The following is a 13,967-nucleotide window of genomic DNA, read 5'->3' on the forward strand; positions in this document are numbered from 1 at the left end:
CGGCATGGGTCCAGTGCAGATCGTCGCGACGGCGGTCGCGGCGACCATCACCGTCGTCGCAGTGGCACTCGTCGTGCGGACCGTGCGCCGGATGCTTGCCGTGGTGCGGCTGGGGCAGCCCGACCCGTCCCGTGGCGGCGACCGGGCCCAGCGCCTGAAGACGATGCTGGCCGAGACCCTCGGCCACACCAGAATGCTGCGCTGGACGGTGGTCGGCGCGGCGCACTGGTTCGTGATGATCGCCTTCATCGCGCTCTCGTCGCTGGTGCTGGAGGCGTACTTCGAGGTCGGCTTCCCCGACCACGGGCTGCCGCTCATCGGCGCCTGGAACGTCTACGGCCTGGTCACCGAGTGGATCGGGGTGCTCGGCTTCGTCGGCATCGTGGTGCTGATCGGCATCCGGCTGCGCAACCTGCCGAGCAACCCCGAGCGCCGTTCCCGCTTCACCGGTTCGACGATGTGGCAGGCGTACTACGTCGAGTACACGATCCTCGCGGTACTGCTGTGCGGGTTCTTCATCCGCGGGTTCAAGGCCGCCAACGACACGCTGGAGTGGCCGGTCTGGGCCGCCCCGGTGAGCCACGCCCTCGGCGTGGTGCTCCCGGCGAGCGAGGCCGCGGTCAGCCTGGTCGCCATGGTGAAGATCATCGTGTCGATGGCCTGGGTGATCGTCATCGCCAGCAACGTCACGATGGGTGTCGCCTGGCACCGGTTCCTGGCGTTCTTCAACATCTACTTCAAGCGCTCGCCCGGACGGAAGGGCTCCGGCCTCGGCGCACTGCGGCCGATGATGAGCGAGGGCAAGCCCCTCGACTTCGAGGAGGCCGACCCGGAGAAGGACCAGTTCGGCGTCGCGCAGGTCGAGCAGTTCACCTGGAAGGGCATGCTCGACTTCACCACCTGTACCGAGTGCGGGCGGTGCCAGTCGCAGTGCCCGGCGTGGAACACCGGCAAGCCGCTGTCGCCGAAGCTGCTGATCCTCAACCTGCGTGACCACGCGTACGCGAAGGCGCCGTACCTGCTGGCCGGCGGCGGCAAGACGCTCACCGGCGACGAGAAGGCCACCCAGGAGCAGTTGGCGAAGGTGGACGTCCTCGCCCTCGCCGAGGCCGAGCGCCCGCTGATCGGCGGCGTCGACGAGAACGGCGTCATCGACCCGGACGTGCTGTGGTCCTGCACCACCTGCGGCGCCTGCGTCGAGCAGTGCCCGGTGGATATCGAGCACGTGGACCACATCGTCGACATGCGCCGCTACCAGGTGCTCATCGAGTCGAACTTCCCGACCGAGGCCGGCGTCATGCTGCGCAACCTGGAGAACAAGGGCAACCCGTGGGGCGCCGCGCAGTCGACGCGTGAGGACTGGACCAAGGGCCTCGACTTCCCGGTGCCGAACGTCGCCGACGGGGGCGACTTCGAGTACCTCTTCTGGGTCGGCTGCGCCGGCGCCTTCGAGGACCGGGCCAAGAAGACCACCCGCGCGGTGGCCACGCTGCTGAACGAGGCGGGCGTCAGCTTCGCGATCCTCGGGCAGGGCGAAACCTGCACCGGCGACCCGGCGCGCCGGGTCGGCAACGAGTTCGTGTTCCAGATGCTCGCCCAGCAGAACGTCGAGACGCTCAACGAGGCGGGTGTGAAGAAGATCGTGGCGACCTGCCCGCACTGCTTCAACACCCTGGCCAACGAGTACGGCCAGCTCGGCGGCCACTTCGAGGTCATACACCACACGCAACTGCTGGCCCAGCTCGTCTCCGCCGGCAAGCTGACGCCGGTCCAGCCGATCGACGGCGCGGTGACCTACCACGACCCGTGCTACCTCGGCCGCCACAACCGCGTGTTCGCCCCCCCGCGCGAGGTCCTCGGTGCCGTCACGGCCACCACCAACGGCGCCGCTGACGGCGCCGGTCTGGTCGAGATGGACCGGTTCGCCGAGCGCTCCTTCTGCTGCGGCGCCGGTGGCGCCCGCATGTGGATGGAGGAGCGGATCGGCAAGCGGATCAACGTCGAGCGCGTCGAGGAGGCCCTGTCGACCGGCGCCAAGACGGTCGCGGTGTCCTGCCCCTTCTGCCTGACCATGCTCGGCGACGGCGTCACCGGCAAGAAGGCCGCCGGCGCCGCGCCCGACGACGTCGAGGTGGTCGACGTGGCGTCCGTCCTGCTCCGGGCGGTGCAGAAGTAGTCGCCGGCGCGGTCATCGCTGGCCGATGACGTTCATCGCGAGGCCGAGTGCCACGAGCACGGCGGTCACCGTGGCGATCACGCGCAGCCCGCGCAGGCTCTCCGCCCAGGCCAGCTTGCGCGCGGCCGGGACCAGCGCCTTCGTGCGCCGGTAGTCGAGACGGGCCCGCTTCGCGCGAGTGTTCGAGCTGCCCACCACCACTCCGGCCACGAGTGCGATACAGGCACTGATCAGCGCTGCTCCCATCAGCCCTCCTCCACGGGCGCTGTGCTTGCTGCCCTCAGCATCCGCGTCGCTCACCAAGGCGCACAGCCCCCGAAAGAGGGAGGGTGATCTCCCGGCACCGAGCGGATCCGGCTGCTGGACGAGCAGGCCGCGGAGGCGCCGGCCACGGTCGACCGGGCCACGGTCGAGGCGTGTTCGGCACATGACGGACGCACGTGGAAGAATTCGGCAGACACCTGAAGGGACCTCCGCGCGAGCGTGTTGACCACACTGTTGCCCCTACTGGCGTTCGCGCTGCTCACCGCGGCGAACGCCGGCTTCGTCGCCGCCGAGTTCTCGCTCGTCACCGTCGACCGGGCCGAGATCGAGCAGCGGGCGAACGCGGGCGACCGCAAGGCGCGCACCGTGCGCCGCGCGCTGCGTGAGCTGTCCTTCCAGCTCTCGGGGGCCCAGCTCGGGATCACCATCACCGCGCTGCTCGCCGGCTATCTCGCGGAGCCGGCGCTCGCCCACCTGTTCGAGCCGTTGCTGCACCCGGTGTTCGGCAGCATGACCCAGGGCGTCGGGCACGTCGTCGCCCTGATCGCTGCCACGTTGCTCTCCATGCTGTTCGGCGAGCTGGTGCCGAAGAACGCGGCGCTGGCCCGGCCGATGCCGGTGGCCCGCGCGACGGCCGGGCCGCAGCGGATGTTCTCGCGGCTGTTCTCCTGGCTGATCGGGCTGCTCAACGGCTCGGCCAACTGGGTGGTCCGCCGGTTCGGCATCGAGCCGCAGGAAGAGCTCGCGAGTGCCCGGTCGCCGGAGGAACTGGGCCTGCTCGCGGCGATCTCCGCCCAGGCCGGCGCCCTGCCGCGGGAGACCGCGGTGCTGCTCCAGAGGACCATCCGGTTCGGCGACAAGCGGGCGGCCGAGGCGATGACTCCCCGGGTCGACGTCATCTCGCTGCGCGCCGACGCCACTGTCGCCGACCTGCTGGCCACGTCGGTCCAGACCGGTTACAGCCGCTTCCCGATCTACGTGCAGACCCTCGACCAGGTCACCGGCGTGGTCACGGTCACCGACGCGCTCGGGGTGCCCCCGGTGCGCCGGCCGACGACGAAGGTCGGGGCCGTGGCGCGCGAGCCGGTCTTCGTGCCCGAGAGCCTCGACCTCGACGGCGTGCTCGAGGCGCTGCGCAGGGGCGATTCCGACGTTGCGATCGTCGTGGACGAATACGGCGGGACCGACGGCGTGGTCACCATCGAGGACCTGGTCGAGGAGCTCGTCGGTGAGATCGCCGACGAGCACGACGTGGAGGACGAGCCCACCACCGCGCACGGCATGCCCGACCTGACCGCACCCGGCGACGAGCGGACGGTGCTGGTCGACGGCGTGCTGCGGGAGGACGAGCTGGCCGAGCTCACCGGGTTCAGGGTTCCGGAAGGACCTTACGAGACGCTCGCCGGGTTCCTGATGGCCCGGCTCGGTCACATCCCGTCGGTCGGTGAGACGTGGAAGGAAGACGGCTGGGAGTTCACCGTCGTCGAGGTGGACCGGCGCCGGATCGAGCAGGTACGGGTCGTCCGGCCGGAGGCGGTCCATGACTGAGCTGCTGATCACGATCCTGCTGCTGCTCGGCAACGCGTTCTTCGTCGGCAGCGAGTTCGCGCTCATCGCCTCCCGGCGCACGATGATCGAGCCCATGGCCGCCACCTCGCGCCGGGCGCGGACGGCACTGCGGGCCATGAACGAGATCCCGTTGATGATCGCCGGTGCGCAACTCGGTGTCACGATCTGCTCGCTCGGGCTCGGTGCGCTGGCCGAGCCGGCACTGGCCCACGGCCTCGAAGGACCGTTCCACGCGATCCACCTGCCCGAGCAGCTCGTGCATCCGGTCGCCTTCGTGCTGGCGCTCGGCGTGGTCGTGTTCGCCCACACGGTCGTCGGCGAGATGGTGCCGAAGAACCTCACCCTGGCCTCGCCGGAGCGTGCCGTGCTGTGGCTCGGCCCGTTGATGTATGCGTTCTGCGTCGGGACCAAGCCGGTGCTCGTGGCGATGAAGTGGGCGTCGCGGACGATCCTCTCGCTGTGGCGGATCGAGACGACCGGCTCCGTGAAGACGGTCTTCACCGCCGAGGAACTCGCCGGCCTGGCCGCGCAGGCGACGACCGAGGGGCTGCTGGCGCCGGAGGAGCACGCGCGGATCACCGGCGCGCTGGCACTCAGCCAGCGGACCGCACGCGACGCGCTGCGGCCCTGGTCCGAGGTGACGACGGTCGCCGAGGACGTGTCGCCGGCGTCGCTGGAGGTGCTGGCCACGCGGACGAACCGTTCACGGTTCCCGGTGGTGGAGCGGGCGTCGCGCCGGGTGCTCGGCTTCGTACACGTCAAGGACGTGATCGGATTCGTCGGGCCACAGCGGCGAGCGCCGATTCCGCTCGACCTCATCCGGCCGCTGGGCATCGTGCCGCCGACCCGGACACTGGCCGAGCTGCTGCTGGCGATGCGCCGCGAACGTCAGCACATCGTGCTGGTGAGCGACGGCCGGGTGCCGATCGGCGTGGTGACGCTCGATGACGTGCTCATGGCCGTGGTGGGCGAGGGCATCAGGGACGAATCCTCGGCCTCGCATGTCTCGTTGAGTCCTGCGCAGCGCTGAACGCAGCCGGGCCCCTGGGGTTGGCGTCACGCGGATGTGCGACGGATCCGGCGAAACGCCACGAGTTCTGTCGTGTTATCGGAATAATGCCCGGTTATGCGTACGTTGGCCCTCCGGCGGCGGTTCGTCCTGTCCGTAGCGCTCGTGCCGGTCGTCGCTGCCGCCGCCTGGATAGCGCACCGGAGCATCGGCGGTGGAGGGCCCGACGCCGCGGGTGCCGGGCCGAGCGCCGGGCCGCATGCCGTCGCGTCCGCCAAGGTGCCGGGTGCGCCCGCCGCCCAACCGTCCGAGGTGAAGACCCCGAGCGCGGCGCCCAAGGGCAGCGCCGCGCTGCGGTACAGCTTCGACGGCGGGCTGGCCGCGCCGGTCGTCGACGCCGGCGGGCGGCTGCCGCTGAAGGTGCGCAAGGTGGCCGGGGGTGAGCTGTCGGCCGTACCGCACGAGGGCGGACTGGCGGTGCGTTTCCCGCCACGGTGTGAGCATTACGGTGCGGAGAGTTGTGCACGCGCCATCCTGCAGAGCGGGCCGGCGGACTTTCTCAATCCCGGCCAGGCCGACTTCTCATTTGGTGCGAGCGTCCTTGTCAAGCCATCGGAAACTTCCAAGGGCGCCAATGTCATGCAAAAAGGGTTCTCGGTCGGTGACAGTCAGTTCAAGTTGCAGGTGGACGGCGCCGCCGGGCGACCGAGTTGTGTGATTGTCGGCACTGGTGACTCCACCATTTACGTAGCGCTCGCATCGCGCAGCGTCGCTGACGGGCGCTGGCACCGGATCGAGTGTTCACGCGGTGGCGCGCTGCTCACAGTGGCTGTCGACGGTGTGGTCGCCGGGCAGGCCGCGATTCCGCCGTCACTCTCCATCATGAACACCGATCCACTCTGTATTGGTGGTAAGGGGACCAGTGCGAACAACGACCAGTTCGTGGGAGTAATTGACGACGTGTTCGTCACTCGAAGCGCGTGACTTTCGCGACAAATCAGACAACTACCGGACATCGACTTGAACCTTGGAAGCGCTGCCCCTTAACGTGAATTCTCGTCGGATGGATGTCCGCGCCCAACACGGGTGCGCCAGACGGCACCGCCGAGTCGAAATCCGAGCCGGGGAACCAGTGCGTCATCGGGGTGAATCCGCATCTTGTCTGCGGTAGGGCGAACTTCCCGTCCGAACCCGTCAGCTAACCCGGTAGGCGGCCACGGAAGAAGGAGCATCTCCTCGGTGGATACCCATCTGAGGTGGACGAAGCGGCCCCACCGTCTGGCCCGGGTTCTCATCGCCGCTCTCGGCGGTCTGTCGCTCGCCTTCGGGGTCACCGGCTACGCACACGCGGACCCGACCCCCGCCGAGCTCGAAGCGCAGATCGACAAGAAGTGGAACGAAGTCGAGCCGATCATCGAGCAGCACAACCAGCTCAAAGCCGAGCTGAACAACAACAAGGCCAAGCAGAAGCAGCTCCAGGACCAGATCCTGCCGCTCCAGCTCCAGGTGGACAACGCACTGACCCGCGTAAGTGCCTTCTCGGTCATGCAGTTCAAGGCCGGGCGGGCGTCGAGCTTCAACGCGCTGCTGACCACCGGATCGCCGGACACCTTCGCCGAGCAGCTCATGCTGCTCAACATGCTGGCGAAGGACGAGCAGGCCCGGATCAAGGACGTCCTCGCGGCCAAGAAGACGTACGACGACCAGAAGAGGCCGCTCGACGCGCTCATCGCCCAGCAGGTCGAGCAAGAGGCCGCGATGGCTCAGAAAGAGCAGCAGATCAACGCCGAGATCAAGGCCCTCAACGAGATGCGCGCCCGGGCGTACGGGTCGGGCAACGGCACCGGCGTGCTGAAGCCGGTCGCCTGCCCGATGGAGTACGCCGGCGGCCCCGGCGCGAAGGCGGCGCAGACGGCCTGCAACCAGATCGGCAAGCCCTACATCTGGGCGGCCGAGGGCCCGAACTCGTTCGACTGCTCCGGCCTGACGCTCTACGCGTGGAAGGCCGCCGGCCACACGCTGCGGCACTACACGAAATGGCAGTACCAGGACACCAAGCGGGTCAGCCGGGCGGACCTCAAGCCCGGCGATCTGGTCTTCTACTACAGTGACCTGCACCATGTCGGCATGTACGTGGGCGGTGGCTGGATCGTCCACGCACCGACCTCGGGTGACAAGGTCCGGATGAAGAAGATCGACGACGGGCCGATCTCCGGATACGGCAGAGTCGCATAGGCGCGTAGCAGCCAATGGGCGGGCCCGTCAGGACCCGCCCCTTCGGCGTCGGTCAGCGGGTCGGCCAGGTGCGCCATTTCTGCCACGAACGGCTCGGCGTCGGACCGCGCTGGCCCTGGTACCGCGAGCCGTAGACCGCCGAGCCGTAAGGGTGCTCCGACGGCGAGGACAGCCGGAAGATGCAGAGCTGGCCGATCTTCATGCCCGGCCAGAGCATGATCGGCAGATTGGCCACGTTCGACAGCTCAAGCGTCACGTGGCCGGAGAACCCGGGGTCGATGAAGCCCGCCGTGGAGTGCGTCAGCAGGCCCAGCCGGCCGAGACTGGACTTGCCCTCCAGCCGCCCGGCGAGCTGGTCGCCGAGGGTGATGACCTCCAGTGTCGAGGCGAGCACGAACTCGCCCGGGTGCAGCACGAACGGCTGTCCGTCCTCGACCTCGACCATTGAGGTCAGGTCGTCCTGCTGGATCGCGGGATCGATGTGCGTATACAGGTGGTTGTTGAAGACCCGGAACCACCGGTCGAGCCGCACGTCGATACTCGACGGCTGGACGAGCGCCCGATCGAACGGCTCGAGCGTCAACTGCCCGCCCTCGAGCTCCTTGGTCAGGTCACGGTCGGATAGCAGCACCCACACGACCTTACGGGACGGGCTCCTCGGCCTCGTCGGCTGCTGCCGCGGTCGCTGCCAGTACCTTTTCCATCACACGCGACGCGGTCTCCAGCTCTTTGTCGTCGAACTCGTCGAACGCGGAGCGGAGATGCTCACCGAGCGGGGTGAAGAACGCGAGCGCCAGGGCCCGGGCCGACGGCAGCATGTCGAGGTGCACCCGCCGCCGGTCGGCGGTGTCGTGGTTGCGCTCGATGTGGCCGGCCCGCTCCAGACGGCCGAGCAGTGCGGTGGTCGCCGCCGGGCTCAGCGACAGCATGCGGGCCAGCTCGCCGGGGGTCAGCGGATGGCCGTGCTCCGCGGCCCGCCAGATGTGCGCGACCGCGTTCATGTCGGTGCGGTGCAGGCCGTGGGCGCGCGTGAACACGTCGACGAAGCGATCGGCCTCCACGTTGAATCGGCGGAGGAGGTCGATCAACGTGTCGGCTGCTCGCACCGGTTCAGTTTGCCGTGCCCGTCGCAACGCTCTAGGTTCCTCGCTGGAATATTTCCGTGATGGTACTGACCGTGAAGGGTGACGGCGAGGGCCCACGGCCCGGTTCCGTCCAAAGCTACGCCTCCTCCGTTCGGGGAAATGCCGGTCAATCGTACATGTGTTCGAGTATATTTGCCGCATGAGTTCGTGGGCTGAGTTCGCCGCGGCCGAGCCACTCCTGGCGACGGCCATCCGCACGCTTGTGTGTCAGTACGGGCCAGGCCTCGGCTACCTGGCAACCGTGCGCCCGGACGGCGGGCCGCGCATCCACCCGGTGTCCCCGGTGATCACGGACGACGGCCTCTTCTGCTTCGTGCTCGCCTCACCCAAGCGGCACGACCTCGACCGTGACGGCCGCTACTCGCTGCACAGTTTCCCCGCCACCGACTCCGACGACGAGGCGTACCTGTCGGGCCGCGCGACCGCGGTGACGGACCCGGCCGTGATCGGCTCGCTGGCCCGCCAGATGCGCGCCGCGCCGGGGATCGACTGGAAGCTGTACGAGCTGACGGTCGACGTGGCGATGATGGTCCGCCACGACACCCCGACGACCTCGACCCGCACGGTCTGGAAGGACCGCCCCGGCCACGTCCCGAGAGCGAGGCAGAATGGTCCGTGCGCAGCGGCCCTGGATTCGGTACAGTAGGCGTCGCTCGCGGGTGTAGTTCAATGGCAGAACATCAGCTTCCCAAGCTGACAGTGAGGGTTCGATTCCCTTCACCCGCTCCACTCCGAAACGCCTGGTCATGGCAGATGCCCTGGCCGGGCTTTTGTTGTTCCGGGACTGTCAGATGCCCAGCGCCATTCGGGATGTCGGGATGCATACAAGCTGCGAGTGTTGCCGCGGGCTACAGCGGGACAGCGGTGCCGAGTAGATCCTGTATAGCATCGATGCTATGTCGTGGGGGTACTGTCGAGTTGGAGCCCGACGTTGAGGAGTGGCTCGAAGGGCTGGGGACTGCGCAGTTCGCGCGGGTGGCCTTCTACATCGACCTGCTGGCCGATGAGGGTCCGCTGTTGGGCGAACCGTACACGAAGCAGCTCGACGGCAAGCTTCGTGAGCTGCGGTTTTATCTGGAGCGTGACGCGGTGCGGATCACGTACTGGATCGCTTCTGGAGAGCGGATCATTCTCCTAACGGTGTTCCGGAAGACCCGCGACCGCGAGACTCGCGAGGTTGACCGGGCACGGCGAGCATTCGCGCGGTGCATCGCTGAGATGCACACCGTTGACGAAGGGATGGAGCGATGACCAGTCGCGGCGATTGGACCGAACTGCGCAGCCGGCGCATGGCCGAATCCGGGGCTGCCGAGGCCTACGAGTCGACGAAGCTGGCCTTCGAGCTGGGCCGAGCGGTTCGGGAACTCCGTGAACGCCGTGGTTGGAGCCAGAGCGAGCTTGCCGAGGCGGCTTCGATGACGCAGTCGGCGGTCGCGCGCTTCGAGGCGGGCGGAACGGTGCCGACGCTGCCGGTCTTGGAGCGGTTGGCGCGCGCACTTGATGTTGAGTTGGCGGTCGGGTTCAACGCTAGGCCGGACGCGGCGTAACACATCGGCGTGCCATTGCCGCGCCATCACGGCAGGCCCAACGAGGTCGCTCCAGGCGGCTCGGGACAAGCCCGACGGCCAGTCGTCGGCGACCGCAGCGTGAGCCTGTCCAGTTCCCAAACTGACTGTGAGGGTTCGATTCCCTTCTGTCCTCGTTCGGGTCGCGGCCTGCTGTGGAGCGAAGGTGCAGCGTTCCCACGGCGGAGCTACTCGTCGATAGCGAACACGTCGCCTGATACGGCCTCAGAGGTCTTCGGTTTATGATGTGTGACGCGGAGTCGCTGGATCGGCATCGTCTGTGCTGACGAGCTGGAACAGGCCAGCGCGGAAGATGCGGGCGGCTTCTACCAGGAAGCTCGCTCGGAGCTCGGCGGACGTGAATCGGAACTTCACCTGGTTGTCATTCTTTTCCCACACGTCGCCGGTAGTCCCGCCCGAGGCGATCTGGGGATAGGCAGCGGTCTCCACCTCAAAGGACAGGCCGCGAAGTGCGCCAAGAACAGGCTTGTCGACTGCCATGATCATTACGCTGTAGTGGTACAGAGCGGGTGGTGGACCGACACGGAACTCCTTCCTGGCTACCTTGTGGCCTTGCCGGATGTAGCGCTGTGTGAATCGGTGCGGAGGGCTTCAGGCGGCAGCGCCACGATGGGGCCGGAAGGCGATGTCGAGCTCCGCGTCGAGTGCTGTGGTGAGTCTGGCCAGCAGCGGCACGGTGGGCGTGGCGCCGCCCGGTTCCAGGCGTGACAGTTGGGGTTGGGTCATGCCGGAGCGCTCGGCGAGTTCGCCCTGTGTGAGTCCGAGTTCGGTGCGCCGGTCGTGGACCATCTGGCCGAGCAGGAGTGCTGCTCGTGCCTCCTCGTAGGCGGAGTTGTGCTGCTCGGCGCCGGTGCGCTCCCAGCGAGAGTGACGTGCCGTCATTGCAGGATGTCGGCCGTCGCTTCAACCTTGGCGTACTCCGTGAGCCGCAAGGTTTCGAGCCAGTCGCGTACCTCTGGCTCCAGCTCGATGACGTAGCGTCTCACCCTTCGACGTTATGCCGTTCTTGGTATATCGGCAAGCTGTGTCTGGGCCATTAGCGGGCCACTAGCCCAGGCGAAGGCTAGCCGCTCGCCGCCCGCGCGACCTGGAGGTTCACGCGTTTGGTGAAAGCGACCTGTACGGCCCGCAAGCTGACAGTGAGGGTTCGATTCCCTTCACCCGCTCCGGCCAGGTAGACGCATGATCGCGCCCCCGGGCCGTCGTCTTCCTGATCTCTGTCGGGTGGGCGTGCCCTCTGCGTGCTCCTCGGCTCGTCCGTGCCCGTTTGTGGATACCCTCCGGACGTGTCGTTCGACGTGCCCGAGGCCATCAAGCGAATCACCAAGTCTGAACTGATCGACCTCACCGCGAAGGCGTGGAAACTGCACCTCGGGGCGGGGCGGCGGAACGCGCGCCGGCCGGCATGCCTCGGCGGTGACGCCTTCGAGCCTGTGCCCGAATTGTCGGCATTGTTCGGGGTGGCAAGGGGCTGTTGGGTGAACTTCGCGGCCTTGTACCCCGACGACCATGACTTCAGGCGTCAGGTGGTGCCGCAACCTGGCCTGTCGATCGGGCTTCCGCGGCGGCCGGCCGAGCCGCGCCAATGCGGGAGAACTGCCGGAAGTCCCCGGTTTCATGGCCCGGAGCGCCGCGGCGACGCGGTGGAAGCGAGCTGACCCCGGCCTACCGTCGGCGCGGCGTCCAGCGTCCGATCCGGCCGGTTGCCCAGATGCCACCGGCCGTCATGACGAGGCCGCACAGGCCCAGCAGGATCTCGTAGGTGCGGTCGGAGTCGCTCAGTGGCGGTCCGGCCGGTGGCAGTGGGTCCCAGGCGTTCCACGCGGAGACGGTCGACGCCACGCCGAGCGCCGCTACTGCGATCGCGAGCGACATCGACGCGCCACGCCCCCTCGGAGTCGCCATTGCGGCAGTATATGCCTGCGGCGCGGCGAGTGAAGAGCTCCGACGGCGGCAGGCGACGGCGAGGGGGCGCCGGTCGCGAGCGCGGCCTGCTCCATCACTCCCGGCACGCCGGCAACCTCGGCCACATACCGTGCCGATCAGACCGGGTATCGTCACCGTGAGTGTGCCGAGAAATCCGGCTTCGGAGGTAGACGAAGATGGTCCTGAAGATGTCCACGCTGTTCCTTCGGACCCTGCGGGAAGACCCCGCGGACGCCGAGGTGACCAGCCACCGCCTGCTCGTCCGCGCGGGTTACGTGCGCCGAGTGGCACCGGGCATCTTCACGCTGCTGCCGATGGGCCTGCGGGTGCTGCGCAACGTCGAGCGGGTGATCCGCGAGGAGATGGACGCGATGGGCGGCCAGGAGCTGATCTTCCCGGCACTGCTGCCCCGGGAGCCCTACGAGGCGACCGGCCGCTGGACCGAATACGGCGCCAACCTCTTCCGGCTGAAGGACCGCCGCGGCACCGACTACCTGCTCGGGCCGACCCACGAGGAGATGTTCACCCTCGCGGTCAAGGACTTCTACTCGTCGTACAAGGATCTGCCGCTCACGCTGTACCAGATCCAGTCGAAGTACCGCGACGAGGCGCGCCCCCGGGCCGGCATCCTGCGCGGCCGGGAGTTCGTCATGAAGGACTCCTACTCCTTCGACGTCGACGACGACGGGCTCCGCGCGGCGTACGAGCGGCACCGGTCCGCCTACATCAAGATCTTCGATCGGCTCGGCCTCGACTACGTCATCTGCTCCGCGATGAGCGGCGCGATGGGTGGCAGCGCATCCGAGGAGTTCCTCGCCGTCTGCGACATCGGCGAGGACACCTTCGTGCGCTGCACCAACGGCGACTACGCGGCCAACGTCGAGGCGGTCACCACGCCTGCGCCGCAGCCGCTGCCCATCGAGGGCCGGCCCGCGGCGAAGGTCGCCGACACTCCCGACACGCCGACCATCGAGACGCTGGTAGACCTGTTCAACACCCGCGAGGACCTGCGCCGCGCGGACCGGCCCTGGACGGCCGGCGACACGCTGAAGAATGTCATGGTCATGCTGACCATGCCCGACGGCAAGCGGGAGCCGCTCGCCGTCGGCGTGCCCGGCGACCGCGAGGTCGACCTGCGCCGGCTGGAGGCCCAGGTGGCGCCGGCCGAGGTGCAGCCGATGTCGGAGGCCGAGTTCGCGCAGCACCCGGCGCTGGTGCGGGGTTACATCGGCCCCGGCGTGCTGGGTGAGAAGAACTCGTCCGGGATCCGGTATCTCGTGGACCCGCGCGTGGTCGAGGGCACAAGCTGGATCACGGGCGCGGACCAGCCCGGCAAGCACGTCGTCAACCTGGTCGCGGGCCGCGACTTCACGCCGGACGGCACGGTCGAGGCGGTTGTCATCCAGGACGGCGACGTCTGCCCGGCCGACGGTGGCGCGCTGGAGCTCGCCCGCGGCATCGAGATCGGCCACATTTTCCAGCTCGGCCGGAAGTACGCGCAGGCGTTCAACCTCACGGTCCTCGACGCCAACGGCAAGTCGCAGGTCGTGACGATGGGCTCCTACGGCGTCGGGGTGTCCCGCGCGGTCGCCGTGATCGCCGAGCAGACCGCCGACGAGCGCGGCCTGTGCTGGCCCCGCGAGCTGGCTCCGGCCGACGTCCACGTGGTGGCGGCGGGCAAGACGGAGGAGATTCGCGGCGGCGCCGAGCGCCTGGCCGACGCGCTCGAGGCGGCCGGCCTGACGGTGCTGCTCGACGACCGCAAGGACGTCTCGCCCGGCGTGAAGTTCAACGACTCCGAGCTCGTCGGCGTCCCGACGATCGTTGTGGTGGGCAAGCGCCTGGCCGACGGCATGGTGGAGGTCCGCGACCGCAAGACGGGCGACAAGGAAGAGGTCGCCTTCGACGCCGCGGTCGAGCGGATCCGGTCCGTCGTCCACCAGTCCTGACGGTTCCTCAGCACGCTGCGCGGCCCCGCCCTTTCCGCAAGGGGCGGGGCCGTGTTCCACGTGAATCCAACGCGCGCCACCGCCGGAAATGCAGGTGGCTGATGGCCG

At 68.4% G+C, this 13,967-nt stretch carries 16 protein-coding genes, 1 tRNA gene and 1 riboswitch; of the genes, 11 read left to right on the forward strand and 6 right to left on the reverse strand.

The annotated features are described in order from the left end of the window. Nucleotides 1-4 precede the first annotated feature (4 nt). Nucleotides 5-2,176, forward strand: a complete 2,172-nt coding sequence (locus Drose_RS00320) for a (Fe-S)-binding protein (protein WP_260726181.1) — start codon at nucleotides 5-7, stop codon at nucleotides 2,174-2,176. 12 nt (nucleotides 2,177-2,188) lie between these two features. Here the strand turns inward: Drose_RS00320 and Drose_RS00325 are convergent, their stop codons facing one another. Further along, nucleotides 2,189-2,422: a hypothetical protein gene (locus tag Drose_RS00325; RefSeq protein ID WP_260726182.1), complete on the reverse strand. Its 234-nt coding sequence runs from the start codon at nucleotides 2,420-2,422 to the stop codon at nucleotides 2,189-2,191. A gap of 240 nt (nucleotides 2,423-2,662) precedes the next feature. Between Drose_RS00325 and Drose_RS00330 the strand changes: the two genes are divergently transcribed. The 4 genes from Drose_RS00330 (at nucleotide 2,663) to Drose_RS00345 (ending at nucleotide 7,253) form a co-directional block, all read left to right on the forward strand. Next, nucleotides 2,663-3,988 (forward strand): hemolysin family protein, encoded by a 1,326-nt coding sequence (locus tag Drose_RS00330; RefSeq protein ID WP_260729973.1) that lies wholly within the window; start codon nucleotides 2,663-2,665, stop codon nucleotides 3,986-3,988. Next, nucleotides 3,981-5,039 carry a hemolysin family protein gene (locus Drose_RS00335; RefSeq protein ID WP_260726183.1) on the forward strand — a complete coding sequence of 353 codons (1,059 nt, stop codon included), beginning with the start codon at nucleotides 3,981-3,983 and terminating at the stop codon, nucleotides 5,037-5,039. Before Drose_RS00330 ends, Drose_RS00335 begins: the two co-directional genes overlap by 8 nt. A gap of 96 nt (nucleotides 5,040-5,135) precedes the next feature. Further along, complete coding sequence (locus Drose_RS00340; RefSeq protein ID WP_260726184.1) at nucleotides 5,136-6,002, forward strand: LamG domain-containing protein; 867 nt, start codon at nucleotides 5,136-5,138, stop codon at nucleotides 6,000-6,002. Nucleotides 6,003-6,110: 108 nt separating this feature from the next. Beyond that, nucleotides 6,111-6,246: riboswitch (cyclic di-AMP (ydaO/yuaA leader) on the forward strand. Between the two features lie 11 nt (nucleotides 6,247-6,257). Next, nucleotides 6,258-7,253, forward strand: coding sequence for a C40 family peptidase (locus Drose_RS00345; RefSeq protein WP_260726185.1), 996 nt, complete (start codon nucleotides 6,258-6,260; stop codon nucleotides 7,251-7,253). Nucleotides 7,254-7,305: 52 nt separating this feature from the next. Here Drose_RS00345 and dcd read toward each other — a convergent pair whose 3' ends face one another. Together dcd and Drose_RS00355 are read right to left on the reverse strand one after the other, a co-directional pair. Continuing rightward, the gene (gene dcd, locus Drose_RS00350; RefSeq protein ID WP_260726186.1) at nucleotides 7,306-7,884 is read right to left on the reverse strand and encodes a dCTP deaminase; all 579 of its coding nucleotides are present in this window, start codon (nucleotides 7,882-7,884) and stop codon (nucleotides 7,306-7,308) included. A 10-nt stretch (nucleotides 7,885-7,894) separates the two neighbouring features. Further along, entirely contained in the window at nucleotides 7,895-8,359 is a 465-nt protein-coding gene (locus Drose_RS00355) for a MarR family winged helix-turn-helix transcriptional regulator (protein WP_260726187.1), read from the reverse strand. Between the two features lie 178 nt (nucleotides 8,360-8,537). Between Drose_RS00355 and Drose_RS00360 the strand changes: the two genes are divergently transcribed. The 4 genes from Drose_RS00360 to Drose_RS00375 all read left to right on the forward strand — a co-directional run bounded on the left by Drose_RS00360 (nucleotide 8,538) and on the right by Drose_RS00375 (nucleotide 9,945). Beyond that, nucleotides 8,538-9,044, forward strand: coding sequence for a pyridoxamine 5'-phosphate oxidase family protein (locus tag Drose_RS00360; RefSeq protein ID WP_260726188.1), 507 nt, complete (start codon nucleotides 8,538-8,540; stop codon nucleotides 9,042-9,044). Nucleotides 9,045-9,053: 9 nt separating this feature from the next. Beyond that, nucleotides 9,054-9,127 (forward strand) — tRNA-Gly (locus tag Drose_RS00365). 189 nt (nucleotides 9,128-9,316) lie between these two features. Further along, on the forward strand, nucleotides 9,317-9,649 hold the full coding sequence (locus Drose_RS00370) for a type II toxin-antitoxin system RelE/ParE family toxin (RefSeq protein WP_260726189.1): 333 nt from the start codon (nucleotides 9,317-9,319) through the stop codon (nucleotides 9,647-9,649). Continuing rightward, nucleotides 9,646-9,945: a helix-turn-helix domain-containing protein gene (locus Drose_RS00375; protein ID WP_260726190.1), complete on the forward strand. Its 300-nt coding sequence runs from the start codon at nucleotides 9,646-9,648 to the stop codon at nucleotides 9,943-9,945. The genes Drose_RS00370 and Drose_RS00375 overlap by 4 nt, the downstream gene beginning before the upstream one ends. A gap of 258 nt (nucleotides 9,946-10,203) precedes the next feature. On the opposite strand, the gene Drose_RS00380 is transcribed toward Drose_RS00375, so the two are convergent. Both Drose_RS00380 and Drose_RS00385 read right to left on the reverse strand, forming a co-directional pair. Continuing rightward, nucleotides 10,204-10,464 carry a hypothetical protein gene (locus Drose_RS00380; protein ID WP_260726191.1) on the reverse strand — a complete coding sequence of 87 codons (261 nt, stop codon included), beginning with the start codon at nucleotides 10,462-10,464 and terminating at the stop codon, nucleotides 10,204-10,206. A 111-nt stretch (nucleotides 10,465-10,575) separates the two neighbouring features. After that, nucleotides 10,576-10,866: a helix-turn-helix domain-containing protein gene (locus Drose_RS00385; RefSeq protein WP_260726192.1), complete on the reverse strand. Its 291-nt coding sequence runs from the start codon at nucleotides 10,864-10,866 to the stop codon at nucleotides 10,576-10,578. A gap of 404 nt (nucleotides 10,867-11,270) precedes the next feature. Here Drose_RS00385 and Drose_RS00390 point away from each other — a divergent pair, with 404 nt between their 5' ends. After that, on the forward strand, nucleotides 11,271-11,642 hold the full coding sequence (locus Drose_RS00390; protein WP_260726193.1) for a hypothetical protein: 372 nt from the start codon (nucleotides 11,271-11,273) through the stop codon (nucleotides 11,640-11,642). A gap of 7 nt (nucleotides 11,643-11,649) precedes the next feature. Here Drose_RS00390 and Drose_RS00395 read toward each other — a convergent pair whose 3' ends face one another. Continuing rightward, nucleotides 11,650-11,889 carry a hypothetical protein gene (locus Drose_RS00395; protein WP_260726194.1) on the reverse strand — a complete coding sequence of 80 codons (240 nt, stop codon included), beginning with the start codon at nucleotides 11,887-11,889 and terminating at the stop codon, nucleotides 11,650-11,652. Between the two features lie 197 nt (nucleotides 11,890-12,086). On the opposite strand from Drose_RS00395, the gene Drose_RS00400 reads away from it, so the two are divergent. Continuing rightward, a complete protein-coding gene (locus Drose_RS00400) occupies nucleotides 12,087-13,859 on the forward strand; it encodes a proline--tRNA ligase (RefSeq protein ID WP_260726195.1) in 1,773 nt (590 codons plus the stop codon). Nucleotides 13,860-13,967: the final 108 nt, after the last annotated feature.

The sequence above is a fragment of the Dactylosporangium roseum genome, assembly GCF_025264685.1.
GTDB lineage: Bacteria > Actinomycetota > Actinomycetes > Mycobacteriales > Micromonosporaceae > Dactylosporangium > Dactylosporangium roseum.

Excerpts from the sequence above, each read along its gene's own strand:
- Drose_RS00320 (WP_260726181.1), top strand. The coding sequence starts at position 5 with ATGGGTCCAGTGCAGATCGTCGCGACGGCGGTCGCGGCGACCATCACC.
- Drose_RS00325 (WP_260726182.1), bottom strand. The coding sequence starts at position 2,422 with ATGGGAGCAGCGCTGATCAGTGCCTGTATCGCACTCGTGGCCGGAGTG.
- Drose_RS00335 (WP_260726183.1), top strand. The coding sequence starts at position 3,981 with ATGACTGAGCTGCTGATCACGATCCTGCTGCTGCTCGGCAACGCGTTC.
- Drose_RS00340 (WP_260726184.1), top strand. The coding sequence starts at position 5,136 with ATGCGTACGTTGGCCCTCCGGCGGCGGTTCGTCCTGTCCGTAGCGCTC.
- Drose_RS00360 (WP_260726188.1), top strand. The coding sequence starts at position 8,538 with ATGAGTTCGTGGGCTGAGTTCGCCGCGGCCGAGCCACTCCTGGCGACG.
- Drose_RS00375 (WP_260726190.1), top strand. The coding sequence starts at position 9,646 with ATGACCAGTCGCGGCGATTGGACCGAACTGCGCAGCCGGCGCATGGCC.
- Drose_RS00380 (WP_260726191.1), bottom strand. The coding sequence starts at position 10,464 with ATGGCAGTCGACAAGCCTGTTCTTGGCGCACTTCGCGGCCTGTCCTTT.
- Drose_RS00385 (WP_260726192.1), bottom strand. The coding sequence starts at position 10,866 with ATGACGGCACGTCACTCTCGCTGGGAGCGCACCGGCGCCGAGCAGCAC.
- Drose_RS00395 (WP_260726194.1), bottom strand. The coding sequence starts at position 11,889 with ATGGCGACTCCGAGGGGGCGTGGCGCGTCGATGTCGCTCGCGATCGCA.
- Drose_RS00400 (WP_260726195.1), top strand. The coding sequence starts at position 12,087 with ATGGTCCTGAAGATGTCCACGCTGTTCCTTCGGACCCTGCGGGAAGAC.